25 protein-coding genes and 2 riboswitches are annotated in these 24,297 nt (G+C 61.3%); of the genes, 14 read left to right on the plus strand and 11 right to left on the minus strand.

The features are described 5' to 3' along the window. Nucleotides 1-91 precede the first annotated feature (91 nt). Together ACSQ2A_RS04535 and ACSQ2A_RS04540 are read left to right on the plus strand one after the other, a co-directional pair. Nucleotides 92-1,405, plus strand: coding sequence for a L,D-transpeptidase family protein (locus tag ACSQ2A_RS04535; RefSeq protein WP_436071255.1), 1,314 nt, complete (start codon nucleotides 92-94; stop codon nucleotides 1,403-1,405). Between the two features lie 278 nt (nucleotides 1,406-1,683). After that, the gene (locus tag ACSQ2A_RS04540; RefSeq protein ID WP_436071256.1) at nucleotides 1,684-1,893 is read left to right on the plus strand and encodes a DUF6898 family protein; all 210 of its coding nucleotides are present in this window, start codon (nucleotides 1,684-1,686) and stop codon (nucleotides 1,891-1,893) included. Here the strand turns inward: ACSQ2A_RS04540 and ACSQ2A_RS04545 are convergent. After that, nucleotides 1,890-2,342 carry a BA14K family protein gene (locus tag ACSQ2A_RS04545; protein WP_436071257.1) on the minus strand — a complete coding sequence of 151 codons (453 nt, stop codon included), beginning with the start codon at nucleotides 2,340-2,342 and terminating at the stop codon, nucleotides 1,890-1,892. The genes ACSQ2A_RS04540 and ACSQ2A_RS04545 overlap by 4 nt on opposite strands. A 135-nt stretch (nucleotides 2,343-2,477) precedes the next feature. Next, nucleotides 2,478-2,924 (minus strand): BA14K family protein, encoded by a 447-nt coding sequence (locus ACSQ2A_RS04550; RefSeq protein ID WP_436071258.1) that lies wholly within the window; start codon nucleotides 2,922-2,924, stop codon nucleotides 2,478-2,480. A gap of 185 nt (nucleotides 2,925-3,109) precedes the next feature. After that, nucleotides 3,110-3,193, plus strand: a riboswitch (ZMP/ZTP riboswitch). Nucleotides 3,194-3,314: 121 nt separating this feature from the next. On the opposite strand from ACSQ2A_RS04550, the gene glyA reads away from it, so the two are divergent. The 4 genes from glyA (at nucleotide 3,315) to nusB (ending at nucleotide 6,149) form a co-directional block, all read left to right on the plus strand. Then, nucleotides 3,315-4,613 carry a serine hydroxymethyltransferase gene (gene glyA, locus ACSQ2A_RS04555; RefSeq protein ID WP_436071259.1) on the plus strand — a complete coding sequence of 433 codons (1,299 nt, stop codon included), beginning with the start codon at nucleotides 3,315-3,317 and terminating at the stop codon, nucleotides 4,611-4,613. Nucleotides 4,614-4,633: 20 nt separating this feature from the next. Next, nucleotides 4,634-5,113 carry a transcriptional regulator NrdR gene (gene nrdR / locus ACSQ2A_RS04560; protein ID WP_295410177.1) on the plus strand — a complete coding sequence of 160 codons (480 nt, stop codon included), beginning with the start codon at nucleotides 4,634-4,636 and terminating at the stop codon, nucleotides 5,111-5,113. 70 nt (nucleotides 5,114-5,183) lie between these two features. Further along, entirely contained in the window at nucleotides 5,184-5,657 is a 474-nt protein-coding gene (gene ribH, locus ACSQ2A_RS04565; protein WP_295410174.1) for a 6,7-dimethyl-8-ribityllumazine synthase, read from the plus strand. After that, nucleotides 5,658-6,149: a transcription antitermination factor NusB gene (nusB, locus tag ACSQ2A_RS04570; protein WP_436071260.1), complete on the plus strand. Its 492-nt coding sequence runs from the start codon at nucleotides 5,658-5,660 to the stop codon at nucleotides 6,147-6,149. Between the two features lie 194 nt (nucleotides 6,150-6,343). Here nusB and ACSQ2A_RS04575 read toward each other — a convergent pair whose 3' ends face one another. Continuing rightward, complete coding sequence (locus ACSQ2A_RS04575) at nucleotides 6,344-6,793, minus strand: outer membrane protein assembly factor BamE (RefSeq protein ID WP_295410171.1); 450 nt, start codon at nucleotides 6,791-6,793, stop codon at nucleotides 6,344-6,346. A gap of 162 nt (nucleotides 6,794-6,955) precedes the next feature. On the opposite strand from ACSQ2A_RS04575, the gene ACSQ2A_RS04580 reads away from it, so the two are divergent. The 7 genes from ACSQ2A_RS04580 to iolG all read left to right on the plus strand — a co-directional run bounded on the left by ACSQ2A_RS04580 (nucleotide 6,956) and on the right by iolG (nucleotide 12,435). Beyond that, on the plus strand, nucleotides 6,956-7,480 hold the full coding sequence (locus tag ACSQ2A_RS04580; protein WP_436071261.1) for a ubiquinol-cytochrome C chaperone family protein: 525 nt from the start codon (nucleotides 6,956-6,958) through the stop codon (nucleotides 7,478-7,480). Beyond that, entirely contained in the window at nucleotides 7,477-8,022 is a 546-nt protein-coding gene (locus tag ACSQ2A_RS04585; protein ID WP_436071262.1) for a YceD family protein, read from the plus strand. Before ACSQ2A_RS04580 ends, ACSQ2A_RS04585 begins: the two co-directional genes overlap by 4 nt. An 82-nt stretch (nucleotides 8,023-8,104) precedes the next feature. Then, complete coding sequence (gene plsX, locus ACSQ2A_RS04590) at nucleotides 8,105-9,175, plus strand: phosphate acyltransferase PlsX (RefSeq protein ID WP_295410165.1); 1,071 nt, start codon at nucleotides 8,105-8,107, stop codon at nucleotides 9,173-9,175. Continuing rightward, nucleotides 9,172-10,149 carry a beta-ketoacyl-ACP synthase III gene (locus tag ACSQ2A_RS04595; RefSeq protein WP_295410163.1) on the plus strand — a complete coding sequence of 326 codons (978 nt, stop codon included), beginning with the start codon at nucleotides 9,172-9,174 and terminating at the stop codon, nucleotides 10,147-10,149. The genes plsX and ACSQ2A_RS04595 overlap by 4 nt, the downstream gene beginning before the upstream one ends. Before the next feature lie 209 nt (nucleotides 10,150-10,358). Then, on the plus strand, nucleotides 10,359-10,670 hold the full coding sequence (locus ACSQ2A_RS04600) for an integration host factor subunit alpha (RefSeq protein WP_035081618.1): 312 nt from the start codon (nucleotides 10,359-10,361) through the stop codon (nucleotides 10,668-10,670). Nucleotides 10,671-10,697: 27 nt separating this feature from the next. Then, on the plus strand, nucleotides 10,698-11,153 hold the full coding sequence (locus ACSQ2A_RS04605; protein WP_295410161.1) for a MerR family transcriptional regulator: 456 nt from the start codon (nucleotides 10,698-10,700) through the stop codon (nucleotides 11,151-11,153). A 244-nt stretch (nucleotides 11,154-11,397) separates the two neighbouring features. Continuing rightward, nucleotides 11,398-12,435: an inositol 2-dehydrogenase gene (gene iolG, locus ACSQ2A_RS04610; protein ID WP_436071263.1), complete on the plus strand. Its 1,038-nt coding sequence runs from the start codon at nucleotides 11,398-11,400 to the stop codon at nucleotides 12,433-12,435. A gap of 31 nt (nucleotides 12,436-12,466) precedes the next feature. Here the strand turns inward: iolG and iolB are convergent, their stop codons facing one another. From iolB to ACSQ2A_RS04650, 8 genes are all read right to left on the minus strand, one after another. Further along, nucleotides 12,467-13,267: a 5-deoxy-glucuronate isomerase gene (iolB, locus tag ACSQ2A_RS04615; protein ID WP_436071264.1), complete on the minus strand. Its 801-nt coding sequence runs from the start codon at nucleotides 13,265-13,267 to the stop codon at nucleotides 12,467-12,469. Beyond that, the gene (locus tag ACSQ2A_RS04620) at nucleotides 13,212-13,463 is read right to left on the minus strand and encodes a hypothetical protein (RefSeq protein ID WP_295410155.1); all 252 of its coding nucleotides are present in this window, start codon (nucleotides 13,461-13,463) and stop codon (nucleotides 13,212-13,214) included. Before ACSQ2A_RS04620 ends, iolB begins: the two co-directional genes overlap by 56 nt. Nucleotides 13,464-13,558: 95 nt before the next feature. Further along, nucleotides 13,559-14,476, minus strand: coding sequence for a myo-inosose-2 dehydratase (gene iolE, locus ACSQ2A_RS04625; RefSeq protein ID WP_295410153.1), 918 nt, complete (start codon nucleotides 14,474-14,476; stop codon nucleotides 13,559-13,561). 263 nt (nucleotides 14,477-14,739) lie between these two features. Then, on the minus strand, nucleotides 14,740-16,587 hold the full coding sequence (iolD, locus tag ACSQ2A_RS04630; protein WP_295410151.1) for a 3D-(3,5/4)-trihydroxycyclohexane-1,2-dione acylhydrolase (decyclizing): 1,848 nt from the start codon (nucleotides 16,585-16,587) through the stop codon (nucleotides 14,740-14,742). Nucleotides 16,588-16,796: 209 nt separating this feature from the next. Next, nucleotides 16,797-18,761 carry a bifunctional 5-dehydro-2-deoxygluconokinase/5-dehydro-2-deoxyphosphogluconate aldolase gene (locus ACSQ2A_RS04635; RefSeq protein ID WP_436071265.1) on the minus strand — a complete coding sequence of 655 codons (1,965 nt, stop codon included), beginning with the start codon at nucleotides 18,759-18,761 and terminating at the stop codon, nucleotides 16,797-16,799. 139 nt (nucleotides 18,762-18,900) lie between these two features. Further along, nucleotides 18,901-19,740 (minus strand): MurR/RpiR family transcriptional regulator, encoded by an 840-nt coding sequence (locus tag ACSQ2A_RS04640; protein WP_436071266.1) that lies wholly within the window; start codon nucleotides 19,738-19,740, stop codon nucleotides 18,901-18,903. An 80-nt stretch (nucleotides 19,741-19,820) separates the two neighbouring features. Continuing rightward, nucleotides 19,821-20,792 (minus strand): DMT family transporter, encoded by a 972-nt coding sequence (locus tag ACSQ2A_RS04645; protein ID WP_436071267.1) that lies wholly within the window; start codon nucleotides 20,790-20,792, stop codon nucleotides 19,821-19,823. Between the two features lie 99 nt (nucleotides 20,793-20,891). Continuing rightward, nucleotides 20,892-21,040: riboswitch (FMN riboswitch) on the minus strand. A 177-nt stretch (nucleotides 21,041-21,217) separates the two neighbouring features. Beyond that, nucleotides 21,218-23,221: an aldo/keto reductase gene (locus ACSQ2A_RS04650; RefSeq protein ID WP_436071268.1), complete on the minus strand. Its 2,004-nt coding sequence runs from the start codon at nucleotides 23,219-23,221 to the stop codon at nucleotides 21,218-21,220. Between the two features lie 160 nt (nucleotides 23,222-23,381). Between ACSQ2A_RS04650 and ACSQ2A_RS04655 the strand changes: the two genes are divergently transcribed. Then, a complete protein-coding gene (locus tag ACSQ2A_RS04655) occupies nucleotides 23,382-24,296 on the plus strand; it encodes a helix-turn-helix domain-containing protein (protein ID WP_436071633.1) in 915 nt (304 codons plus the stop codon). Nucleotide 24,297 lies beyond the last annotated feature (1 nt).

Genomic DNA, 24,297 nt, shown 5'->3' on the forward strand with positions numbered 1-24,297 from the left:
TACGTGGTTTTTAAACCATTCCTCGACTATGGATGGGGCTGCCCTCATGGTTCACAAGGCGTTGACAGCCGTTGTGGAACAGGTGCCGGCAATGATAATCGCGCCTATGTGGCGACAGATTCCTTCGGGTGACGATATGCGGGTTAATCGACGTTCCTTTCTGCAGACCATGGCCATTGCCGGCGCCAGCACGGCGCTGCTGCCAAGCTTGGCAACGGCACAGGAAGGCGAGTCGATCTGGGACATGTTCGCCCGCAATCGCGTGCTGAAGGATGCAGATCAGGGCGGCGCCACTGCCGCGGCCGAAGCGCTGATCTCCACCAATGAGCCGATCCTGTCCTTCGACACGGTCTATAACCTGCAGCTCGCCATCTCGCAGTACGAGCCTTTCGTGGCTGCCGGCGGCTGGGAAGAAATCCCGCAGGAGGCCTATGGCCTCAATCTCGGCAAGTCCGCTCGCCACGTCGTCAATCTCAAGCGCCGCCTGATTTCCTCCGGCGACATGGGAATGGTCGAGAACGTCAACGAGCTGTTCGACGCCCCGACCGATGCCGGCGTCCGCGCCTTCCAGGCCCGCCATGGCCTCGTGGTCAATGGCCAGGTCGACGAAGCCACCTGGTACGCCATGGCCGTTCCGGCCCAGCAGCGCCTGCAGCAGCTCTACCTCAATTACACGCGCGTCCAGAACATGGCCGCCAAGCTCAACCCGCGCTATGTGGTGGTGAACATCCCTGCCGCCACCATCGAGGCGGTCAATGACGGCATGGTCGAGCAGCGTCACACGGCGGTCGTCGGCCGCGTTGAACGCGCCACCCCGATCATGGCCAGCAATATCAGCCAGATCAATTTCAACCCCTATTGGCACGTGCCCAAGTCGCTGGTCCGCCAGGACCTTACCAAGTACATGCTCGAAAACCCAAATTACCTGACCGAGCAGAACATTTTCATCTACGACGGCGCGGGCAACAAGGTCGATCCGCAGTCGATCAATTGGGCTGCCATCACCGATGCGCAAGTGAACTACATGTATCGCCAGGAGCCCGGCGCCGCCAACTCCATGGGCCACTGCAAGATCAACTTCTACAACCCCTACGACTGCTACCTGCACGACACCCCGACCAAGGCACTCTTCAACGAGAACGCCCGCTTCCACTCCTCGGGCTGCGTCCGCGTTGATGGCGTCAACCAGTTGGTCAACTGGCTGCTGCGCGACAATGGCGATTGGGATCAGCAGAAGGTCGACTCGACCTTCGACTCGCTCCAGCGCCTTGACGTCGAGTGCAAGGCCCGCGTGCCGATCCACACGACCTACATTACCGCTTGGGCCAACCGCCAGGGCACCGTCAGCTTCCGCGACGACGTCTACAAGTTCGACGAACAGGGTAAGGTGTCGTTTGACGCTTGAGGGCTAAGCTCGAATGGCGACAATGCTAAACAAAAATCCCCGCGAAAGCGGGGATTTTTGTTTGCAGGGTAGGGACTAGCGGAGACTTACATCCAACTCGATGTCACCCCGGCGAAAGCCGGGGCCCATCCTGAGATGTTCTTGTTCAAGCCCATCGTGCGTTGGGGCCTAGCCGCGGTGACATCAGGAAGCGACGCCCAGCGGAAGGGACATCCGCATAATTCCGACTCCGCGCCGTCCCGAATCCCTGCTAAACTCCTCACAATGATGGAGGTCCCATGTCGGGCGGGGTTCTTTTTGAATTCGTGCAGATGGGTCAGGTCATGCGCGTCGCCGCGATAGACGAGGTGACGGGCACCGAAGTCTTTGTCATCACCCCCGTCAGCGCAACGCGCCTGCAAATGGAGCGCGTTGCCCTTGCCAAGCTCAGGCGCAAGCTGGGCGAACCCGAACCTCCTCCGCCACCACCGACAGGCCGCTACGCCTAGAGATTGCAGCGGTGACGAATACCGTCATAGCCCAGGAAAGAGTCGGTTTCTTCGTCATAGGACCTGTAGCGGTTGTAGCAGGCCTGCACATGGGCGTCGTAATTGTTGCCACCATAGACCACGACGCCGCCACGCGTGTTGTTATTGCCATTGGCAATGATCGATCCGATCGCAGCGCCAAAGGTGAAACCGAGAATCCCCGACGCAATATTGTCGATGGAAGACCGGCGCGAGTAATAGAAGTTGTTATAGTCGCGATCGTCCCAGCCGCCACCGTAAAAGCCTTGGCAGTCAGGGTCCCATGGGTTCCGGTCGCAATAGGTTTCGATCACCTGGTACCGTTGACCAAAGCTCATCGTCACCGATTGGGCCTGCGCCGGAACGACAGCGCTCAATGCCAAAATACCGCTCATTGCAAGACCACTCGCAAGGCCAGCTAGCTTTCTCATTTCTCCACTCCCGGGCCGAAGCCCGCCAATGCTGATTGTGGAGTCAATGTCCGGGCAGGGCAGGTGGTTGCAAACTATCGAATGTCTGCCGCCCCTGCGCAGGCCGGGGCCTGTGAAGCCCCGGCGCGCCAAACACTAGAGCGTGCAGGGGTGGCGAATGCCGTCATAGCCAAGGAACGTATCGGTCCGCTCGTCATAGGACTTGTAGCGCTGGTAGCAGCGCGCCACGTGGCCGCTGTCGCGCCTGGTAAAGGTCGGAGGCGGGCTCGTATTGTGGCTCTTGTTGCTGTTGGCAATGGCGCCGCCGATGATCGCGCCGATCGCAAGGCCCAGAATACCGGCCACCAGCGGATCGAGGTCGCTGCGGTTACGATAGTAGAACGCGTCATAGTCCCGCGCGCTCCAGAACCACCAGCCGTTGCAATCGGGGTCCTGCGGGAAGCGCTGGCAATAGCCTTGGACAACCTGCTGCCGCTGGCTGAAGTTCAATGAGTTGTCCTGCGCCTGCACCGGCGCAAAGCTCGAAATGGACAATAGGCCGGTCATGGCAATGGCGGTCAATTTGGTCACGAGCGGTTTCATTGATCCCTCCTGGATGAGCGCACTCTGTTGGCAAGAGAATGGACAGAGCTTCTCTAGAAAGGGTTCGCTGGCGTGGTGAAAGTACCGCGCCAGAACTCGGTAAAATTCAATATTTTGAGTGTTGATAGTAGGATGGCATGTCGCTCTTGGGGCCTTCACACGGCTGCCGCTTTCAGCCATATTCACCGCGTTCGCGCGACTGGCGAGAAAGAGATGGGCAACCATCGGGAAACGCGAACTTCATAGAGCCGCTCGCCTGGGCAACCCATCCACGATCAGGGGGAGCCCCATGGATCCAGTACAGATGTATCGGTCTTGGATTCGCGCTACTCGCCGTGATAAAGGCACCGCCATGCCGGTCACCCTGATCCTTTGTGAGGAAATCGTCGCATGAGCGCTGCCACTTCTACCCCGCTCTTTCCCCATTTCTTTTCCGCCTCGGTTGCTCAAACCGACCCGGAAATCGCCAAGGCAATTCAGGACGAACTCGGTCGCCAGCAGAGCGAAATCGAGCTGATCGCCTCGGAAAACATCGTTTCCCAGGCCGTGCTCGAAGCCCAAGGCTCGGTGCTGACCAACAAATATGCCGAAGGCTATCCCGGCAAGCGCTACTATGGCGGCTGCCAATATGTCGACGTTGCTGAATCCCTTGCCATCGAGCGCGCCAAGCAGCTCTTCGGCACTGCCTTTGCCAACGTCCAGCCCAATTCCGGTTCGCAGGCCAACCAGGGCGTCTACCAGGCCCTGATCCAGCCCGGCGACACCATCCTCGGCATGTCGCTCGATGCCGGTGGTCACCTGACCCATGGCGCCAAGCCCAACCAGTCGGGCAAGTGGTTCAACGCCATCCAGTATGGCCTGCGCAAGCAGGACGGCCGCGTCGACATGGACCAGGTCCGTCAGCTCGCCCGCGAGCACAAGCCCAAGATGATCGTTGCCGGTTTCTCGGCCTATTCGCGCATCATGGACTGGGCCGAATTCCGCGCCATCGCCGATGAAGTCGGCGCCATCCTTTTCGTGGACATGGCCCACGTTGCCGGTCTCGTCGCTGGCGGTGTCTATCCGAGCCCATTCCCGCACGCCCACGTTGCGACCACGACCACCCACAAAACCCTGCGCGGCCCGCGCGGCGGCCTGATCCTCACCAACGATGAAGACATCGCCAAGAAGATCAATTCGGCCATTTTCCCGGGCATCCAGGGCGGCCCGCTGATGCACGTCATCGCCGCCAAGGCCGTGGCCTTCAAGGAAGCGCTGCAGCCCGAATTCAAGCTCTACGCCCAGCAGGTCGTGGCCAATGCCCAGGTGCTCGCCGAAACCCTCATCAAGGGCGGCGTCGACATCGTCTCGGGCGGCACCGACAACCACCTGATGCTGGTTGACCTCCGTCCTAAGGGCCTCACCGGCAAGGCGACTGAAAACGCCCTCGGCCGCGCCCACATCACCTGCAACAAGAACGCCGTGCCCTTCGATCCGGAAAAGCCCGCGATCACCTCGGGCGTGCGTCTCGGCACCCCGGCCGGCACGTCGCGCGGCTTCGGCACGGCCGAATTCAAGCTTGTCGGCGAATACATCATCGAAGTGCTCGATGGCCTCAAGACCAATGGCGATGACAATAACGGCGCCGTCGAAGCCGAAGTCCGCGCCAAGGTTAAGACGCTGACCGACCGCTTCCCGATCTACGGCTGATCTGAAAGGGCCACATAAGGATGCGCTGCCCCTATTGTGGCAATGACGATACCCAGGTGAAGGATAGCCGCCCGACCGAAGATTCGGGCGCTATCCGCCGCCGCCGCGTGTGCAATGCCTGCGGCGGCCGCTTCACTACCTTTGAGCGCGTACAGTTGCGCGATCTCACGGTGGTCAAGAAAACCGGCAGAAAAGTCCCCTTCGACCGCGAAAAACTCACCCGCTCGGTCAACACGGCGCTGCGCAAGCGCTCGGTCGATCCCGAGCGCGTCGAGCGCATGATTTCGGGCATCGTCCGCCAGCTCGAAAGCCTTGGCGACGTTGAAATTACCTCTGATCAGATCGGCGAATATGTCATGGTCGGCCTTAAGGGCCTCGACCACGTGGCCTTCGTGCGCTTCGCCTCGGTCTACAAGAATTTCGCCGGTCCCGACGATTTCCGCGATTTCCTCGCCGAGCTTGATTCCGACGCGAATACGCCCCTTCCCGAGGACGATTGATCTAGTCTCGCCTTGCTCGCCGTTGCGGGCCGGACTATGGGGTTGGGTAGCAAAGGCAAGGATGTCTGCTATGGATTCTTACGGCGAACGCTTTTCGATCGAGCCCAATTCGGCTGAGGGGCTCCATTTCCTCATCGTCGAGGGTCGGGCCTATCCCGGCATTGCCGATGAGATGAAGGCTGGCGCCAGCGCCGCCCTCAAGGCCGCCGGCGCCACCTTTGACGTCATCGCCGTCCCCGGCGCCATGGAAGTGCCCGTCGGCGTCGCCATGGCCCTCGAAACCGACAACTACGACGGCTACGTCGCCCTCGGCTGCGTTATCCGCGGCCAGTCCAATCACTACGTGTCCGTCGCCAGCGAAAGCATCCGCGCCCTTGCCGAATTGGCGGTGGTGGATGCCCTGCCGCTTGGCATCGGCATTCTTACGGTCGAGAATGAAGGCCAGGCTTGGACCCGCGCCCGCGTCGCCGATGGCGATCGCGGTGGCGATGCCGCCCGCGCCGCCCTTGCTCTCGCCGCTCTCAAGGCAAAGTTGAACGCATAAATGACTGATACGCCCCCCATCCCGAACAATTCGCGTCCAGCCAACCAGCGCGGCGCTGCCCGCCTCGCGGCTGTCCAGGCGCTCTACCAGATGGATGTGGGCCGCGCGACGCTGGAAGACACGCTGGCCCAGTTCAGTGCCTTCCATCTCGGCCGCGAAGTCGAGGGCGAACAATACCTGCCGGCGGATGCCGATTTCTTCGGCCAGATCGTGCGTGGCGTCACCAAGAACCAGCTCGAGATCGACCCCGCCATCGACAAGGCGCTGGCCGAAGACTGGCCGATCGATCGCATCGATTCCACCCTCCGCGCCATCCTCCGCGCCGCCGCCTTCGAACTCCTGCGCCGTAGAGATATCCCGGCCCGCGTCGTCATCACCGAATATGTCGACGTCGCCCGCGCCTTCTTCGAAGAAGACGCCTCCGGCATGGTCAACGCCGCGCTTGATTCCATCGCCCGCTCGGCCGGCGTGGATCTGGAAAAGAAGAGCTGAGGGTACTACCCCTCTCACTACACCATTCGACCTTTCACCGTGTCATTCCCGCGAAAGCGGGAATCTCTGTTTCTGTGCGTGGAGATTCCCGCTTTCGCTGGAATGACGCAGGGATAAGGGGAGAGCCGTCCCCCAAAAACAAAAAAAGCCCCGGCAAAACCGGGGCCTTTCTAATTCTCTGCGTTCCGAAAACGTCAGAACGACTGCAAGATCTGGTCGATAAACGTGCGGTCTTCGCCATAAGACGGGGTACGTCGGCTTTCCACCGCGACGACCTTGCCATCCGCAGCAGTGTAGACAGCCTTGTCCACGACCTTCTTGTTCTTGTCGAAATAGATCGCGAGCACGGTGCGCTCGAGCGCGGTGTTCATGCCGAACGAGGTCTGCGCCACCTTGGTCTGCACATAGTACCAGGCGGTCTGGTCGCCAAAGGTATTGGTCGACTGCGGCGAGCCGAGCACCAGCGTCACCAGATCCTGGCTCTGGCCCACGCGAATCTGCTGCATCGCGCTATCGGAAATTTCGTAGCCCTGCGTCCTCTTGGTGACGAGCGACGTGCTGCTCGTGCAGGCGGCCAGCGCAACAGCCAGCAAGGCTGCAGCGGCGATCGGTGCGAAGGGAGCGGAAGCAATACGCATGGGCATGAATTTGACTTTCCCGATGGCTCTCGACTATAGGCGTGACAACAAGGCGCGTGCCCTTTGGTCGCCGGAATGTGTAGCTGTCAACCTGGCTTTTTGGCAAGCTGACATTGGGTCGGCTGACTTTGCATGTGTTTGACCCATCCCGAGGCTGAGCGCAATCCCATGATCCTGTCTCTGTTCCGCAAAAACACGGCCACCGACGCTGTTTATGGCGTCTATCGGGCCATTGTGGCGCAATCCCGGCAACCTGTCTTCTATGCCGAATGGGGCGTGCCCGATACGGTCACCGGCCGCTTCGACATGATCAGCCTCCATATGGCGCTGCTCTTCCGGCGCCTGCGCGGTGCCGAGGCTACCAAGAATTTCAGCCAGGCCGTCTTCGACCTCTTCTTCAAGGATATGGACCGCTCCCTGCGCGAAATGGGGGCAGGGGACCTCGGTGTCCCCAAGAAAATCCAGAAGATGGGCAATCTCTTTTTCGGCCTTCTTGCTGCCATCAATGAAGCTATGGATCGCGACGACAAGGAAGCCTTGGCCACCGTGTTCTCGCGCAATATCTATGGTGGCGCCGGCATGGACCATGCCCGCACCCTCGCTGACTACTTCATGGCGCAGGACAAGGCCCTGGCCGACCTGCCGGTTGAGACCATCACCGGCGGCACAGTGACATTCGGAAATGCCGCATGAAAGACCAGCCTGAGCCCCTTTTCGACGCGATCGTTCGCATCGACAAACTGCCCACAGCCGGGCGATCCGTCAGTGTCGATGCCGATGAAGCGACCCGCGCCCGCATCGCCGAGGAAATGAAGCTGATCGCAGTCGAGCGCTTCGTCGCCGAACTCACCGTCGCCCCGCTGCGCGGCGGCCTGAGGGCACAGGGGCGCCTCAAGGCGCGCATCGTCCAGCCCTCCGTCGTCAGCTTCGAACCGGTCACGCAGAATATCGATGAGGAAGTCGACCGCGTCTTCCTGCCCGTCGGTCAGACGGCGCATGCGCCCGCGCCCGGCACGGAAATTTTCATCGACCTTGAAGATGACGATTTTCCCGATCATATCGACGGTCCGGAGGTCGACCTGAGCGCTCTCTTGATCGAAACCCTGGCTCTGGCCATCGATCCCTACCCGCGGCGCGAGGGCGAAGACCTCTCGACGCTGGGGATCGATGCCACCGAAGACGATAGCGGTCCTTTTGCGGCCCTGCGTCAGCTCAAGGACAAGGGCGAAACTTGAACCTTCCTGGGCGGGGCTTGCACCCACTTCCCTATGGGATATGTTGGAATGCCTGCCCAAGCGGGCCGAAAAACGGGCTGAAATGACCGAATATATAACGATTTCCGTGGATGCCATGGGGGGCGACCACGCCCCGCGCGCGGTTATCCATGGCGCCGATCTGGCCTTGCGCGAGCGTAAGAACACCCGTTTCATCTTCCATGGCCGCAAGGAGCAGATTGACCCGCTCCTTGAAGAATTTCCCCGGCTCAAGGCCGCGAGCCAGGTGCGTCACTGCGAAGAAGTGATCGCCATGGACGAAAAGCCCAGCCAGGCCCTTCGAAAGGGCCGAAACGTCTCCTCCATGTGGATGGCGATCCAGGCCGTGAAGGACAAGGAAGCCGATGTCGCCATATCCGGCGGCAATACTGGCGCCCTGATGGCCATGGCCACCTTCTGCCTCCGCCCCATGGAAGGCATTTCTCGCCCCGGCATCGCCGCCATCTGGCCCACCGTCCGCTCCGACATCATCGTGCTGGATATGGGCGCGACCATCGGCGCGGACGCCCGCCAGCTTGTCGACTACGCCATTCTGGGCTCCGCCCTGGCCCGTTCGCTCTTTGATTCCGAAAAGCCCACCGTCGGTCTGCTCAATATCGGCACCGAAGAGGTGAAGGGCCTCGATTACATCAAGGAAGCCAGCAAGATCCTGCAGCAGGCCTCCGGCGCCGGCTTCACCTATCATGGCTTTGTCGAGGGCGACGATATCGGCAAGGGCACGGTCGACGTCGTCGTCACCGAAGGCTTTGTCGGCAATGTGGCCCTCAAGACCGCCGAAGGCACTGCCCGCCAGGTCGCCACATATCTCCGCACCGCGCTCAAATCCAACTGGATCAGCATGCTCGGCGCCTTCTTCGCCTCCTCCGCCCTGACGGCCCTGCGCCGCAAGATGGACCCGCGCGCCGTCAATGGCGGCGTGTTCATGGGCCTCAATGGCGTTGTCATCAAATCCCATGGCGGTACCGACGAAGTCGGCTACAAAAGCGCCCTGGGCCTTGCCTATGAAATGGCGCGCAGCAACCTGATCGAAAAGATCAGCGACAGCGTGAAGCGCTTCCCCGTCCATGTTGCAGCTTCCGAGCTGCCTTCTGATTCCGAGGCCAAGTCGGCGTGACCAGAGTTCGTTCAATTGTCCGCGGGGTCGGTAGCTACCTGCCCCAAAAAATCCTGACCAATGAAGAGTTGGCCAAGACCGTCGACACGTCCGACGAGTGGATCCAGCAGCGCGTCGGAATCAAGGAGCGCCATGTCGCCGCCGAAGGCGAGTTCACCTCCGACCTCGCCGTCGCCGCCGCCCGGGCCGCACTCGACAATGCCGGCATGACGCCGGAAGACATCGACCTCATCATCGTCGCCACCACGACCCCGGACTATACCTTCCCGGCCGCCGCGACCCTCGTGCAGATGAAGCTCGGCATCCACCACGGGTTCGCCTTCGACCTGCAGGCCGTCTGCTCGGGCTTTGTCTATGCCGTCACCACGGCCGACAGCTACATCAAGAATGGCCTCGCCAACCGCGTCCTCGTCATCGGCGCCGAGACTTTTACGCGTCTCCTCGACTGGACCGACCGCACCACCTGCGTGCTGTTCGGCGATGGCGCCGGCGCCATGATTCTCGAACGCGTCGAATTGGCCGATGGCGAGCCTGAGCGCGGCGTCCTCTCGTCCGCTCTGCGCTCCGATGGTCACCATTGGCAGAAGCTCTATGTCGATGGCGGCCCGTCCACCACCGGCACCACAGGCCACGTGCACATGGCTGGCGCGGAAGTCTTCCGGCACGCCGTCGGCAAGATCACCGACGTCGTCTACAAGGCGCTGGAGCAGGGCGGCTACACGGTCGACGATCTCGACTGGTTCGTGCCGCACCAGGCCAACAAACGCATCATCGACGGGGCAGGGGCCAAGCTCGGCCTGCCGCCCGAAAAGGTCGTGACCACCGTCGACATCCACGCCAATACCTCCGCCGCCTCCGTGCCGCTCGCTCTGAGCGTTGCTGTGGCCGATGGACGCATCAAGCAGGGTGATCTCGTCATGCTTGAAGCCATGGGCGGCGGATTCACCTGGGGGGCCTCGCTCATTCGCTGGTAGTCGGGCATTGAGCCGATTGACCTCAAGCGTTTCAAGGCGTTAGTGTCCTGCCGGGTGGAGGAGCCTGACGTTAAGGCTAGGCGAATTGACGATTGGCCGCGTCGATCAAAGGAAGGTTTTCCTGCCAATCTGCGGAGGCTGATTGGCGACAGCGGAAGAAAAAATATCACGCTGGCCCGGGAAGCCAGTCCTGAACCACGGGGGTGCGAATGACGCAGAAGACGGTAACGCGGGCAGACCTGGCGGAAGCTGTTTATGGCTCTGTCGGCCTGTCGCGAACCGAGTCGGCCGAACTGGTCGAACGTGTTCTCGAACTCATCACCGACGCCTTGATCACCGGCGCCAATGTGAAACTCTCTTCATTCGGCTCCTTCCAGGTGCGCTCGAAGAACGAGCGGATCGGCCGCAATCCCAAGACCGGCGAAGAGGTGCCCATCCTCCCCCGGCAGGTTCTTGTGTTCAAACCCAGCAACGTGTTGAAGTCCAAAATCAACAAGTCTATGGTCGCCTCTGAAAAGTAAGGCTTTCTTACTGGAGGGGCAGGCGGTTTGGACAAGTCTCCAGACGCATTCCGGACAATCTCAGAGGCCGCGGAAGAGCTCGATCTTCCTCAGCACGTCCTCCGATTCTGGGAAACCCGCTTCGCCACCATCAAGCCCCTGAAGCGCGGCGGCGGCCGCCGCTACTACCGCCCCGAAGACGTCCTGCTGCTCCGCGGCATCCGTCACCTGCTCTACGATCAAGGTTTTACGATCAAGGGCGTCCAAAAGATCCTCAAGGACCAGGGTCCGCGCTATGTCATCGCCGTCGGCGAAGGCAAGGGCCTGGACGAGATCATCCCTCTCATCGAGGAAGCCCAGGCTGCAGCCGACGAGGCCGAGATCGAAGAGGCCGTTCTTACCGCCGACCCCAGCCTAGACGAAGAATCGCGCGAAAAACTCTCCGAAGTCCTTCGCGAGCTTCTCGAGTGCAAACGCATCCTCGAACGCGCCCGCGAACACTGACCCTTCACCTCTCCCAGTAGACCTCATGGTGAGGTGCGAAGCGCAGCGTACCTCGAACCACGAGGGCGTGGCCCCCACGATGGAACCGCGGTGCCTCAGCCCGCGCCTCCCTCCCCTTTGTGGGGGATCAAGGGTGGGGGTTAGGCAAGCCCGAATCCCATCACTCCTGCTAGAATTCTCATTCCATCCGACCCAAAAATCGCCTATTCATTCCATACCAATTTTCGGGTGGAGGAACCCCGCTATGACCGTTCGTTTTGGCCTGCTCGGCGCCGGCCGCATTGGCAAAGTTCACGCTAAGGCCATCGGCTCCAATGCCAAGGCGAAACTCGTCGCCGTCGCCGATCCCATGGCCGATGCAGCGAACGCCATCGCCACCCAATACGGCGCCGAAGTCCGCACCATCGACACCATCCTCGCCTCTGCCGACATCGACGCCGTCGTCATCTGCACCCCCACAGACACGCACGCCGACCTCATCGAGCGCTTCGCCCGCGCCGGCAAAGCCATCTTCTGCGAAAAGCCCGTCGACCTCGACATCGAGCGCGTAAAAGCCTGCATCCGCGTCGTCGACGAAACCGCCGCCACCCTCATGGTCGGCTTCAACCGCCGCTTCGACCCACACTTCCAGGCCGTCAAGGAAGCGATCAGCACCGGCCAGATCGGCGACGTCGAAATGGTCACCATCATCTCGCGCGACCCCGGCGCCCCGCCGGTCGACTACATCAAGCGCTCCGGCGGCATTTTCCGCGACATGACGATCCATGACTTCGACATGGCGCGCTTCCTCCTCGGCGAAGAGATCGACGCCGTGACCGCCCAGGCCTCCGTCCTCGTCGACCCCGCCATCGGCACCGCCGGCGACTTCGACAGCGTCTCGGTCATGCTCTCCACGGCCACGGGAAAACACGCCACGATTTCGAATTCCCGCCGCGCCACCTATGGCTACGATCAGCGCATCGAAGTCCACGGCTCTAAGGGCGCCGTCGCCGCCGAAAACCAGCGCCCGGTCTCCATCGAAATCGCCAACGCCACCGGCTACACCCGCCCGCCGCTGCACGACTTCTTCATGACCCGCTACACCGAAGCTTACGCGAGAGAAATCAGCAGCTTCATCGATTTCGTTGAATCAAAATCCCCGGCCTCGCCCAGCGGCACCGACGGCCTCATCGCCCTCGCCCTTGCCGACGCCGCCCTGAAATCCGCTAGGGAAGGCCGCACGGTAAAAGTCAGCGAAATCACCGGGCCAATGGCCGACAGCTCGGTCTTCCAGGGCCGCTAGAAACAGAAAGGGCGCCGTGAGGCGCCCTTTTTCATTTCAGCATCCACTCATGTTCCGACGCATTGTGGAACTTCCAAACCCGCTTGGGCCCGGCCATGACGTTGAGATAGTAGAGGTCATACCCCGCCGTCGTCGCCACCGGATGATAGCCCCGCGGCACCAGCGTCACATCGCCATCCTCAACCGCCATTGCCTCATCAAGGCTCCGGTCGTCCGTAAACACCCGCTGAAACGCAAAGCCCTGCGACGGGTTGAACCGGTGATAATAGGTCTCTTCCAGAAAACTCTCGTGCGGAAGATTGTCCTGGTCATGCTTGTGCGGCGGATAGGACGACGTATTGCCCTGGGGCGTGATCACCTCCACCACCAGCAGCGCGTTCGCCGAGCCATCATCCTCGGGCATGATATTGTAGACATGCCTGATATTGGCGCCCTTGCCGCGCGTGATCCGCGGATGCGTCCCCGGCGGAATGACCTTGGCATGGAAATCCCCGCCGCCTGGCGCCGAGCACACAGCCAGCTCCAGGTCCGTCGTGGCATCCACAGCCCAGTTGCGCCCCGCCGGCACATAGAGCGCCCAGGGCGCCCCCTCGAAGGGCGTCATGCGCTCCCCAAGCTCGCCAAAGTCCTCGCCGTCCACGGCAAAGCGCCCCTTGCCGCCGACGATGACGAGGCAAACCTCGCGCTCGCCCGTCTCCTCGCCATAAGCCTCTCCGGCCGCGAGCCGATGTAACCCGAAGCCGACATGGCCCCACCCCGCCGAAGCGGGCGTTACGTCATGAATCCGACCGGTCTTCGCTGTCGGTCGGACCAGCAGGTGGGACTTCGTCATTCTTGGGCTCCTCCTTGGGGAAGGCATAGAAGAAATTATAGAGCGCATAGGCCAGCGCCGCGCCGACCAACACGATCCACAGCGTCTCCTTGGTCCATATCGCCTCCCAGGCGAGCCAGACGGTCAGAAACACCACGACGGCAACCCGCCGCCACAGCGGCCGAAACCAGTTGAGATCGTTTTCTTTCAGAGCCATGCACCAATCCTTCTCAGTTGCCGCAAGCTCTAGCATTGGACCGAAAAGTGCGCAGCGGTTTTCGGACGAATCCGATGCGCACTACCGTTCAAAACTTAAGCGCTCGGAAAACCTTGCGTCTCGACGGTATACCCAGCCGCCGTCATCACCCGCATCAGTTCCTTGTGGCCCACCTGCGCCATTTTCAGCGGCGGATTAGCCGTCGGATCCTGCTCGGCCTCGACAACGAACCAGCCCTCATAGCCATGATCCGCCAACCGCTGCACGATGGCGCCAAAGTCGAGCGAGCCATCCCCCGGCACCGTAAAGGCGCCCAGCGCCACGGCATCCAGAAAACTCTGCTTCGTCCGATCCAGTCCATCGACAACCGACCGTCTGATGTCCTTCACATGCACATGGTTGATCCGCCCATGGTGCTTGTCGATCGCCCGCAGCGGATCACCACCAGCAAAGGCGAGATGTCCCGCATCAAGCAGCAGTGGAATGCCTGCGCCCGAAGCCGCCATAAACGCATCCAGCTCCGCCTCGGTCTCAACCACAGCCGCCATATGGTGGTGATAGCTCAGCGGCATGCCCTGCTCGGCGCACCATTCGCCAAACGCGGTGACCTTCCGCCCATAAGCCTTCATCTCGTCGTCGGAAAGCTTCGGCTTTTGCGCCAGCGGAATCTCCCGCTTGCCCTGGATCGATCGACCCACTTCGCCATAGACGATGCAAGGCGCGTTGACCGCCTTGAACAGCTCGATCATCGGCAGAATGCGGTCCTTATTGGCAGAGAGATCTTCCTCGACCAGCGTCCCCGAAAACCACCCGCCACATAGCGTCACGTCAGCGGCACGCAGGATCGGCAGCATAACCTCCGGATCATCCGGAAACCGCCGCCCCTTTTCCATCCCGGTAAACCCGGCCGACCGCGATTGCCTGAGGCACTCTTCGAGCGACACATCATCGCTCAGCTCCACCAGATCGTCGTTCCACCACGCAATGGGCGACATCCCAAGTTTGGCTTTCATTCTTTTGGTCTCTCCTCGTCCACCGCACCTTCCCTCGCCCCTTGCGGGAGAGGGACCGACTTTTCGCGTTCAGCGAAAAGTCAGGGTGAGGGGTATCTCTCCTCCGCAGAGGAATTCGTCTTCGTCAAAGCGTTCCCCTCATCCGGCGCTACGCGCCACCTTCTCCCCGATGGGGAGAAGAACAGATCGGCGCTCACCTCTTATTCCTCTCCCTCTCGGGGAGAGGGTGGATCGCGCAAAGCGCGAGACGGGTGAGGGGGCCCTCACCCAATCCGCTGCGCCTGCAACGCCTTCAAATACCCCTCGCGCGCCGCATTCACTTGGGCTCGCTCACTGACCTCCGGCACCGCCACATCCCACCAGGTCCCACCGGCAACGGTCGTCACCAGCGGATCGGTATCAATCACAATCACCGTCGTCCGATCCGCATCCGCCGTCTCGGCCAACGCCGCCTCAAGCTCGGCAATCGACCCGACCTTGCGGCTCACCGCCCCCATCGCCGCCGCGTGCGCGGCAAAGTCGATGTTCGGCAGCGTCACGTGCTGTGTGTCCTTCAGCAGATTGTTGAAATTCGCTCCGCCGGTCGCCATCTGCAGCCGGTTGATGCAGCCATAGCCCGCATTATCCAGCAGCACGATGGTGAGCTTCGCCCCCAGCATGATCGACGAAACGATCTCCGAGTTCAGCATCATATAGCTGCCGTCCCCGACCATCACGACCACGTCGTCCTCCGGCCGCGCCAGCTTCACACCCAGCCCGCCGGCAATTTCGTAGCCCATGGTCGAAAAACCATATTCGAGATGGTAGCTCCCCGGCGCATCCGCCTTCCAGAGCTTGTGCAATTCGCCCGGCAAACCGCCTGCGGCGCACACCAGCGTCGCCTTCTGCCGCGCCCGCTGCACCGCCCCGATCACCTGCGCATCAGATGGCAATTCCACATTGGTCGGCGCGGTCGCAGCATCGGCGTCCAGCAGCCATTTATCCTTTTCCCGCATGGCCTTATGGGTCCAATCGGAATCAACCTGCCAACCCATCAGCGCCGCATCCAGCGCTTCAAGTCCCACGCGAGCATCCGATACCAGCGGGAGCGCCTCATGCTTGCCTGCATCGAAAGGCTGCACATTGAGCCCGACGATCTTCACCGCCTCGTTCTTGAACAGCGACCACGAGCCGGTGGTAAAATCCTGCAGCCGCGTGCCGACCGCGATCACCACATCGGCCTCTTCCGCCAGCACATTCGATGCCGACGAACCGGTAACCCCGACGCTACCCATATTCAGCTCATGCCCATGGGGCAGGGCGCTCTTGCCCGCTTGCGTCTCCATCACCGGAATGCCATGCTCCTCGGCAAAGGCCGCAAGGCTCTCGCTCGCCTCGGAATACAGCACGCCGCCGCCCGCAATAATGACGGGCTTCTTGGAAAGCTTGATCGCCGCCGCTGCCGTCGCAAATTCATCGGCATCCGGCATGATCCGCCGCGGTACCCAAACCTTTTCGGCAAAGAAGCTCTCGGGATAGTCATAGGCTTCCGCCTGCACATCCTGGCAAAGGCTCAGCGTCACCGGCCCGCATTCTGCCGGATCGGTAAGCACCTGCATGGCCCGCCGCAGCGCCGGAATGATCTGCTCCGGCCGCGTAATCCGATCGAAATAGCGGCTGATCGGCCTGAAACAATCATTGGCCGAAACCGTGCCGTCGCCCCAGTCTTCCACCTGCTGCAAGACAGGATCGGGCAACCGATTGGCAAAGACATCGCCCGGCAGCAGCAGCACGGGCAGCCGGTTCACATGCGCCAGCGCCGCCGCCGTCACCATGTTCAGCGCCCCCGGCCCGATGGAGCTGGTCACCGCCATGAACCGCCGCCGAAAACTGGCTTTCGCATAGGCAATTGCCGCATGCGCCATGCCCTGTTCGTTCTGCCCGCGATAGGTCGGCAGGGTATCCCTAACGCCATAAAGCGCCTCGCCCACCCCGGCCACATTGCCATGCCCGAAAATGGCAAAAACCCCGCCAAAGATCGGCACGGTTTCGCCAGCAATGACCGTCTTCTGCGCCGTAAGGAAGCGCGCAACAGCCTGCGCCATGGTCAATCGAACAGTTTTCTGGCTCATGGCCACTCCTCGTATTCCTCGGTGTCATTCCCGCGAAAGCGGGAACCTCCGTTTTATCTTTTGGGCTGGGTTCACCCCCTCCCATCCTCCCCCATCAAGGGGGAGGTGCTGCATCGTGTGTTTGGCTCCGTCCCTCCACACCCACGGGCTCAACACTTCCCCTTGATGGGGGAGGAGGGAGGGGGTGACGGCGCCCACAAATCTATCGGCTAAGCCCCATCCCAGGCCGCCACCAATCCCGCAAACCGCTGCGCCATCATCGCCACGGCCTCATCATCGCCAATCCGCCCATCAAGCCAGGCCCGCGCCGCATCGCCAAAGATCGTCCGCCCCACGGCAAAACCCTTCACCGACCTGGCCGTCTTTGCCGCCGCAAATCCCGCCACCAGTTCCGACTGTGGCGCATCGAGCCCCAGGAGCACAACACCCCGGCAGAACGGATCATTGGCCTCAATAACGGCATCAATCTGCCGCCAGGCCTCAACCCCCGGCTGCGTCTCGAGCTTCCACCAATCCGGCTTGATCCCGGCCGCATAGACATCCGTCAGCGCCCGCGCCGCCGTATCGTCCTTCAGCGCGCCATGCTTGCTGGAAATGATCTCCACCAGCAATTCACGGCCCACCTTGCGCGCCGCGTCATAAGCGGCCCGTAGCTTGGCAATCTGCACCTCGCGCAAATCTGCCGCATCGTCCGGATGGTAAAAGCACAGCACCTTGATGCAGTGATCCACCGGCCACTCCACCAGCCGCGATCCCAGATCCTGCGAAAACTCGAACTGCAAAGGCCGCGAGCCCGGCAATTCAATCGGCTTCGCCACCCAGAAATTCGGGATCGCGCTCGCCGCATAAAGCGCATCGCGCCCATACTTGTCGTCCAGCAGCATCCCAAACCCGTCGCGACCATCAGCCACCTGCACCGCCGCCTTCACCGCCAGCACTTTAAGATCCGGTATCCGCGCCAGCTTCTGCGCATCGCCCCCGGCCATATCCTCAAGCTGCGACCGATGATCGATCGCCAGCGCCTTCATGCTGGGGATTTCGCGCCGCCGGGTGGTCGCCCAATGCACATGGTTGATTTCGGCATCCTTGCGCAGCGCCCGTTCCTTGCTGCCATGCTCAAGGAAATAGGAAAGCTCCGTCCATGTCGGAATCTCCGGCGCGCAGAGCAGCCGGCTCACCGCAAAAGCCCCGCAGGCATTGGCCCAGGTCGCGCTCGTCGCATGCGGCTCCCCGCGCAACCAGCCACGCAGGAATCCGCTCATAAAAGCGTCGCCGGCCCCCAACACATTGTAGACCTCAATCGGAAATCCCTTGCCGACAATCCCATCCTCGAGATCATCAGGAATAGGTCCGTCATAAACGATGCACCCCATCGGCCCACGCTTGAGCACAATGGTCCCATTCGAAAAGCTGCGGATGGTCTTCAGCGCCGCCGTAAGGTCGCTCTCGCCCGAAGCAATAAGAACCTCTTCCTCGGTCCCAACAATCAGGTCGCAGTCAGCCAGAACCGTCTGCAGGTGCTTGGAAACCTCATCCGAAGCGATATAGCGGCTGTCGCCCGCATCGTGCCCCGCCAGCCCCCAAAGGTTCGGTCGATAGTCGATATCGAACACGATCCTTGAGCCATTCGCCTTGGCGATCCGCATCGCCTTGCGCTGCGCCGCATCGCTATTAGGTTTGGCAAAGTGCGTGCCGGTTACCAGCACCGCCTTGGCCGACCGCACGAAATCCTCGTCGATATCGCCTTCGTCCAGCGCCGCATCGGCGCAATTGTCGCGATAGAAAATCAGCGGAAACGATTTGTCATTCTCGACCGACAGCAGCACCAGCGCCGTTAACCGTTCAGGGTCGGTCACAACCCCCTTGGTCTCGACGCCTTCTCGCTGCAACTGCTCGCGAATGAAGCGCCCCATCTGCTCATTGCCGACGCGCGTGATCAGCGCCGACTTCAGCCCCAGCCGCGCCGTGCCAACCGAAATATTGGTCGGGCACCCGCCCACCGATTTCGCAAAGCTGCCGATATCTTCGAGCCGCGTGCCGATCTGCTGGCCATAAAGGTCCACCGAGGCCCGGCCAATGGTGATCACATCGAGCGTCTTGTCAGAATTCACCAATTTCCTCCCGGGTCGGCTCTCCCCTCCGTCGTCATTGCCGGGCTTGTCCCGGCAATCCATCTTGGGGAGGCATGGACCACCGGGACAAGCCCGGTGGTGACGGTAACTGGAAGGCCGATTATTGGCCTTCTCTCTGGGAGGAATTGAAACACATCTTCCAAATCAGTTCAAATATAGAATTTCTGTTCCATCAGAAAAATCACCCCCGCCGACGCTCTTCGGCAATGGCCACAGCCAGCGCCATGGCAAAGGCCATGCTGGCCGAAAGCGAGCGGAACCCCGCATGATCAGCCTCGACCAGTTCGAACCAGATGGTCGAACATTCCGCCAGCGGTGAAAACGCCGAGTCGGTCAGCGACACCACAGGAATACCCCGCGCCGCCAGCGCCGAGGCCTGCGCTACCGTCTCCGGCGCATAGCCCGAAAAGCTCACCGCGAAAGCCGCGTCACCCTCGTCGGCGAGCGCGAGCAGATCGTCATCGATCCCTGACGCTGTCCCGGCGATCTGGCAGCGGATTTTGAGCTGGGAGAGCGCATAGGCCATGTAAGTCGCAATCGGGTAGCTTCTCCGTCGCGCAATCAGGTGAATGGTGCCTGCCGATGCTAACAGTCTGCTAGCGGATTCGAACTTTTGCGGGTCGATTGCGGCACTCAAATTATCGAGGCTGCGATGCGCCGCACCGACAAACGAGTTGAGAATCGCCGCCGATCCGGCAGCCACTGCATCTCCGCCCTCAAGCTCGGCCAGCCGGTCTTCATAGCTGGAATTTCGCTCGCGTAGCCGCGCGCGAAACACCGCCTGCAGCGCCGAAAATCCATCAAAACCAAAGGTTTGTGCAAACCTGACCAGTGTCGAAGGCTGCACCTCGGCATCCGTCGCAATACTCGCCGCCGTGCCAAAAGCGATCTCGTCGGGGTTATCCAGCGCAAAGGCCGCCACCTGCGCCAGGCGCTTGGGCAATTCGCGTCGCCTTTCCAGGATAAGCGTCCGCAGCGCCTCGAAATTCTTCGGCGCGCCCTGATTCTCTCCCCGGTCCATGCGAGTCCCCTAAAATGCCAACGCCGGCAATATCGCATTGCCGGCGTCAGATTTGGAAGGATTATTCTACGCTTGGAACGCTACGCCGCCGCGAAGTTGGAGGGCCGGTCGCGACCCTCCACGAGATAGAGGAACAGCGAAGCAAGGATGATCAGCGCGGCACCCGGCCAGAACCAGATCGACGGCACCTGGCCGAGCACAACCCAGCCCACGATCGCCCCGAGCGGCACCTTCAGGTCGCCGAATGGCTGCAGGAAGGTCGCATCGGCCGCGCGGTAGGCAAAGCTCAGCAGATATTGTGCCGCAGCCGTCAGGGCGCCGAGCAGCAGGAGCAGCAGCAGGCCGGTACCGGAGGGCAGGGCCAACGGAAAGCCGGGGGCCGCGCCAGCCGGCAACACCCACGAAAAGAGGGTGACCAGCAATAGAATGGCCAGATGGTTCGGGGTGATCAGCACCAGCAGCGAGATGGTCAGCGTCTCAGGGCTTTCACCCTTCTGCGTCAGGTACTTGGTGAGAATGTCGGTCGTTGCCCATAGTGCTGCCGCAAGGATCGGCACGAAAGTTTGCCACGTAACCCCGTCCGCACCAACGCCCGAGACGATGATTGCGCCGGCAAAGCCCATCAGTGCAGCCCCGATCCGGGCCGTAGAGGCTTTTTCGCCCAGGAACAGCGTTGAGCCGAGAATGATGAACAGCGGCCCGGTGGCAAGCAGCGTCACCATCTGCCAGATCGGAACGCCCGAGGCAAAACCATAGACGAAAACATGCACGCCCAATGCCGAGGCAAAGGCGCGGATTTCATGGGCGAGGGGATGACTGGTGCGCAGGTTCTTGAAGCCGATGCGAAGGATGATCGGCAGCGCCAGGATGGAGGCAATGACATATTGCCAGAAGGCCATGCCGGTCGAACTCATGCCAAACCCGCCATATTCGATCGGCGTCGGCAGAACCGATTGCAGCGTGTTGGAGCCGGCAAAAGCCAGGCTTGCGGCCAGCATGAAAATGGCGCCCGAAGTGGCGCTGGCATGTGAAGAAGAGGAAATCTGGTTCATATGTCGTCCTTTCCGTAACCAGTTTCCCCAGGGTTACGGGAAGGCGACGCAGAACTCTGCCCGCGCAAAAACGCGAGCATAGTCAGGCGCTTGAGGCCAACCCATTCTCTTTCATCCGGACTATGACCGTCGGCTCCGGAATCACACCGGATCTGCTGACCTTTCGACCTTTCGGCCAAAAGCGCTCGCGGGCTTGGCGTTTCCGCCTTACCGCCGGTGGGGAGTTTCACCCCGCCCTGAGAATTGCATGAGATCGTAATCCCACGATGGATAACATAGGGCAGGGACGTTGCCCTGGCAACTCGGCCAGAGGGTACAAACTGTCTTCCCAGGGTGAACAGTCGAAACGAATATGCCAGTCATTCTCCCGCAACGAAAAAGGGGCCCGTCGCCGGGCCCCTTGATCTATCTAGCTTTTTCGCGATTTAGCCTTCGAGCCACTGCACCTGTTCCGGCGTCAGCTTGATCTCGAAAGCCTTGAGGCTGTCTTCGAGTTCGACCAGACGGCGCGGCCCGATCAGCGGCACGCTGGGGAAGGGCTGGGCCAGCACATAGGCCAGCGCCACATGGATCGGATTGTGGCCAATCTGCTTGGCAAGCTCGATGGCCCGATCGCGGCGACCAAAGTTCTGCTCGTTGTACCAGACCCTTACCAGTTCCTCGTTGTCGGTCTTGTCCCGTCCGGCAAGGTCGGTGAAGAAGCCACGAGCCTGGCTCGACCAGGAGAAGTTGGTCACCTGACGGTCGATCAACCACTGCTTGTATTCCGGCGTCGACGAGGTGACGCAGCCGCCCCAGATCGGGTCGAGCATTTCGGCCAGCGCAAAGTTGTTGCTCAGCGCCTGCGGCTTGGCCTTGCCGGTGCGCTCGGCATAGGCAATCGCCTCGTCCATGCGCTCCTTGGTCCAGTTCGACCCGCCGAAGGGCCCGCGAATCCGCCCGGCTTTCACCTCGGCATCCATGGCATCGACGAACTCACCCACCGGCACATCAAGATTGTCGCGGTGCATGAAATAGACGTCGACATAATCCGTCTGCAGGCGATCCAGCGTCTGGGTCAGCTGCTTGGCGATGACATCGGGATAGACGAGCGGCGAATGCGCGCCCTTGCCGATCACCACGGCGTCTTCGCGTACACCACGGCTCTTCTGCCATTCGCCAAAGAGCTTTTCGGTATAGCCGCCGCCATAGATGAAGGCGGTATCGAAAATATTGCCGCCGCGTTCCCAGAAGGCATCGAGCAGGATCGCGCCCGAGGAAAAAGTCTTGAAATCCTCAAAGCCCAGCGCAACCGCCGAAGCCTGCTTCTTGAGACCCGGAATGGAACGCTTCGGAATGACGCCGGTATTCGGACCAAGCTTGCGATTGTCCAAGGTCTTGACGCGGTTGGTGTATTTTTCGACCGAATATTCGATGCCCGCATCGCGGCGCCACTGGTCGAGCACGCGCGCATTGCCAAGGCTATCCGCCCAGCTCATGCCCGGCGCCGGAAACTCCTGCTTGCCTTCGATAATGGCGAGCGAGGCGGCATCGGCTTCAAAGGAATAGACATGCGCCGTCTCGTTGACGCTCACCGTCTCGGTCTTGCCACCCTTGATGATGTCGATGCGGCCAAGGCCCTGATCGCGATTGCCATTGGCAAACCAAAAATCCGGCACTTCGATCCGGCCTTCCGAACCATGGATGCGCAGCACATTGTCGAGGTTCGCCATCACCGCACAGGAAACCTGCGCCACAATGCCATTCTCGAACGTCAGGATGGCGGCCGCCCAGTCGTCGGTGCCTTCCTCGTTAAGCTTGGCAGTGCCCGAAACCTTCACCGGATCGGCAAACGGTTTTCCCAGCGTCGCGCCGGCAATCAGCCGCGCCATCGAAACCGGATAACCGCCCACGTCCAGAATGCCGCCGCCGGCCAGCGCCGAGGCGAACAGACGGTGCTGCGGCTGGAACTTGCCCATCGAGAAACCAAAGCTCGACTGGATCATCCGCACTTCGCCAATGGCGCCGGATTTGACCAGGTCGAGCAACTGCTTCACCTGCGGGTGCAGGCGATACATGAAGGCTTCACCGGCAAAAGTGCCGGCCTTCTTGTGCGCATGGAACACGGCGTCGATTTCATGTGCCGAAAGCGCCAGCGGCTTTTCCACCAGCACATGCTTGCCCGCTTCTGCCGCCTTGATCGCCCATTCGGCGTGGCCGGTATGCGGTACGGCGATATAGACGGCGTCGATCTCCTTGTCGGCCAGCAGCGCGTCATAGCCATTGACCACGCGCACGCCCGGAAAATCCGTGGCAAGGTTCGGCTTGCTGGGGTCGCGCGTGGCAATGGCCGCCAGGACGCCGTGCTTGGAGCCGTTGACCCCGCCGCGGAATGCCTTGGCAATGCTGCCGGGCCCGATAATGCCCCAGCGAATCTTCTTGTCGGTCATGGTCTGCTCCTCAAATATCCATCGGCCAAGACAGGCGGCGCGGCAGGTTTCAAAACCCCGCGCATTCTCCTCCCTTGCTCTTGTGCCGAGCGATACCTAAGCTATCCACTCCTCATGAGCCGTCGCTCTTATCGGGTATTTCAAATTGGCGGATAGTAAGATGGTGGAGCGCGGCTATTACGAGCCGGCCCTCGACGGCGTGGAGAACCTTCCCACCGAACTCAACATGTTCCATGCCTCGCCCCTGCTGATGCGCTCGGCGCATTGGCATGCGCAGGTCGAGGTGAACTATATCATTCGCGGGTGGGCCCACTATGCCATGAGCGGCTACGAGGTGCGTTTCGGCGCCGGCGATCTCGCCCTCTTCTGGGGCGGCCAGCCGCATCGCCTCGACGACGCCTCCGAAGACCTCGTCTATGCCGGCGGCCACCTGCCGCTCGTGCACTTCTTCCGGCTGCGCCTGCCACAGGGCGTGCAGGCCGGTCTGATGCAGGGCGCAGCCCTCGTTACCCGCGCCACTGACGCCTCCGACCCAATCAATTTCGTCCGCTGGAACGATTATGTCCGTTCCGGTGATCCGCTGAAAATCAGCATGGCTGTGGACGAGTTGCTGCTGCGGATCGAACGCATTCGCTTCGCGCCCTACGAGCTGTCCTCTGGCCACCATGCCGGGTCGAACAGCCAGTCGACCGACCAGCACATTTCGCCCATCGTCGTTCGCATCTGCGACTATATCGCCGACAATTTCCGCGAAGACATCGACTCCGTCGACATCGCCGTCGCCGCCGACGTGCATCCCAAATACGCCATGACGGTCTTCAAGAAATGCACCGGCATGACGCTCAACGACTATGTCAGCCTCATGCGCCTCTCCTACGCCCAAGCCCTCTTGATGCGCGACGATGCCAATGTGTTGCAGGTTGCCATGGATAGCGGTTTTGGCTCGCTCAGCGCCTTCAACAAGCTCTTCCGCAAGATCGCCGGCATGTCGCCCAGCGATTTCCGCCGCGATCTGCGCTCTCGCCCGAGCTCGGTCCTGCCGCAGCGTGTCGCGGCCTGCACGCCCTACAATTGAG

The organism is Devosia sp. LjRoot3, from assembly GCF_964252865.1.
In the GTDB taxonomy this organism is placed as follows: domain Bacteria; phylum Pseudomonadota; class Alphaproteobacteria; order Rhizobiales; family Devosiaceae; genus Devosia.

Bases quoted from the DNA above. Each gene is read 5' to 3' on its own strand.
- ACSQ2A_RS04535 (WP_436071255.1), top strand. From the start codon at position 92: ATGATAATCGCGCCTATGTGGCGACAGATTCCTTCGGGTGACGATATG.
- ACSQ2A_RS04540 (WP_436071256.1), top strand. From the start codon at position 1,684: ATGTCGGGCGGGGTTCTTTTTGAATTCGTGCAGATGGGTCAGGTCATG.
- ACSQ2A_RS04545 (WP_436071257.1), bottom strand. From the start codon at position 2,342: ATGAGAAAGCTAGCTGGCCTTGCGAGTGGTCTTGCAATGAGCGGTATT.
- ACSQ2A_RS04550 (WP_436071258.1), bottom strand. From the start codon at position 2,924: ATGAAACCGCTCGTGACCAAATTGACCGCCATTGCCATGACCGGCCTA.
- glyA (WP_436071259.1), top strand. From the start codon at position 3,315: ATGAGCGCTGCCACTTCTACCCCGCTCTTTCCCCATTTCTTTTCCGCC.
- nrdR (WP_295410177.1), top strand. From the start codon at position 4,634: ATGCGCTGCCCCTATTGTGGCAATGACGATACCCAGGTGAAGGATAGC.
- ribH (WP_295410174.1), top strand. From the start codon at position 5,184: ATGGATTCTTACGGCGAACGCTTTTCGATCGAGCCCAATTCGGCTGAG.
- nusB (WP_436071260.1), top strand. From the start codon at position 5,658: ATGACTGATACGCCCCCCATCCCGAACAATTCGCGTCCAGCCAACCAG.
- ACSQ2A_RS04575 (WP_295410171.1), bottom strand. From the start codon at position 6,793: ATGCCCATGCGTATTGCTTCCGCTCCCTTCGCACCGATCGCCGCTGCA.
- ACSQ2A_RS04580 (WP_436071261.1), top strand. From the start codon at position 6,956: ATGATCCTGTCTCTGTTCCGCAAAAACACGGCCACCGACGCTGTTTAT.
- ACSQ2A_RS04585 (WP_436071262.1), top strand. From the start codon at position 7,477: ATGAAAGACCAGCCTGAGCCCCTTTTCGACGCGATCGTTCGCATCGAC.
- plsX (WP_295410165.1), top strand. From the start codon at position 8,105: ATGACCGAATATATAACGATTTCCGTGGATGCCATGGGGGGCGACCAC.
- ACSQ2A_RS04600 (WP_035081618.1), top strand. From the start codon at position 10,359: ATGACGCAGAAGACGGTAACGCGGGCAGACCTGGCGGAAGCTGTTTAT.
- iolG (WP_436071263.1), top strand. From the start codon at position 11,398: ATGACCGTTCGTTTTGGCCTGCTCGGCGCCGGCCGCATTGGCAAAGTT.
- iolB (WP_436071264.1), bottom strand. From the start codon at position 13,267: ATGACGAAGTCCCACCTGCTGGTCCGACCGACAGCGAAGACCGGTCGG.
- ACSQ2A_RS04620 (WP_295410155.1), bottom strand. From the start codon at position 13,463: ATGGCTCTGAAAGAAAACGATCTCAACTGGTTTCGGCCGCTGTGGCGG.
- iolE (WP_295410153.1), bottom strand. From the start codon at position 14,476: ATGAAAGCCAAACTTGGGATGTCGCCCATTGCGTGGTGGAACGACGAT.
- iolD (WP_295410151.1), bottom strand. From the start codon at position 16,587: ATGAGCCAGAAAACTGTTCGATTGACCATGGCGCAGGCTGTTGCGCGC.
- ACSQ2A_RS04635 (WP_436071265.1), bottom strand. From the start codon at position 18,761: ATGGATTGCCGGGACAAGCCCGGCAATGACGACGGAGGGGAGAGCCGA.
- ACSQ2A_RS04640 (WP_436071266.1), bottom strand. From the start codon at position 19,740: ATGGACCGGGGAGAGAATCAGGGCGCGCCGAAGAATTTCGAGGCGCTG.
- ACSQ2A_RS04645 (WP_436071267.1), bottom strand. From the start codon at position 20,792: ATGAACCAGATTTCCTCTTCTTCACATGCCAGCGCCACTTCGGGCGCC.
- ACSQ2A_RS04650 (WP_436071268.1), bottom strand. From the start codon at position 23,221: ATGACCGACAAGAAGATTCGCTGGGGCATTATCGGGCCCGGCAGCATT.
- ACSQ2A_RS04655 (WP_436071633.1), top strand. From the start codon at position 23,382: ATGGTGGAGCGCGGCTATTACGAGCCGGCCCTCGACGGCGTGGAGAAC.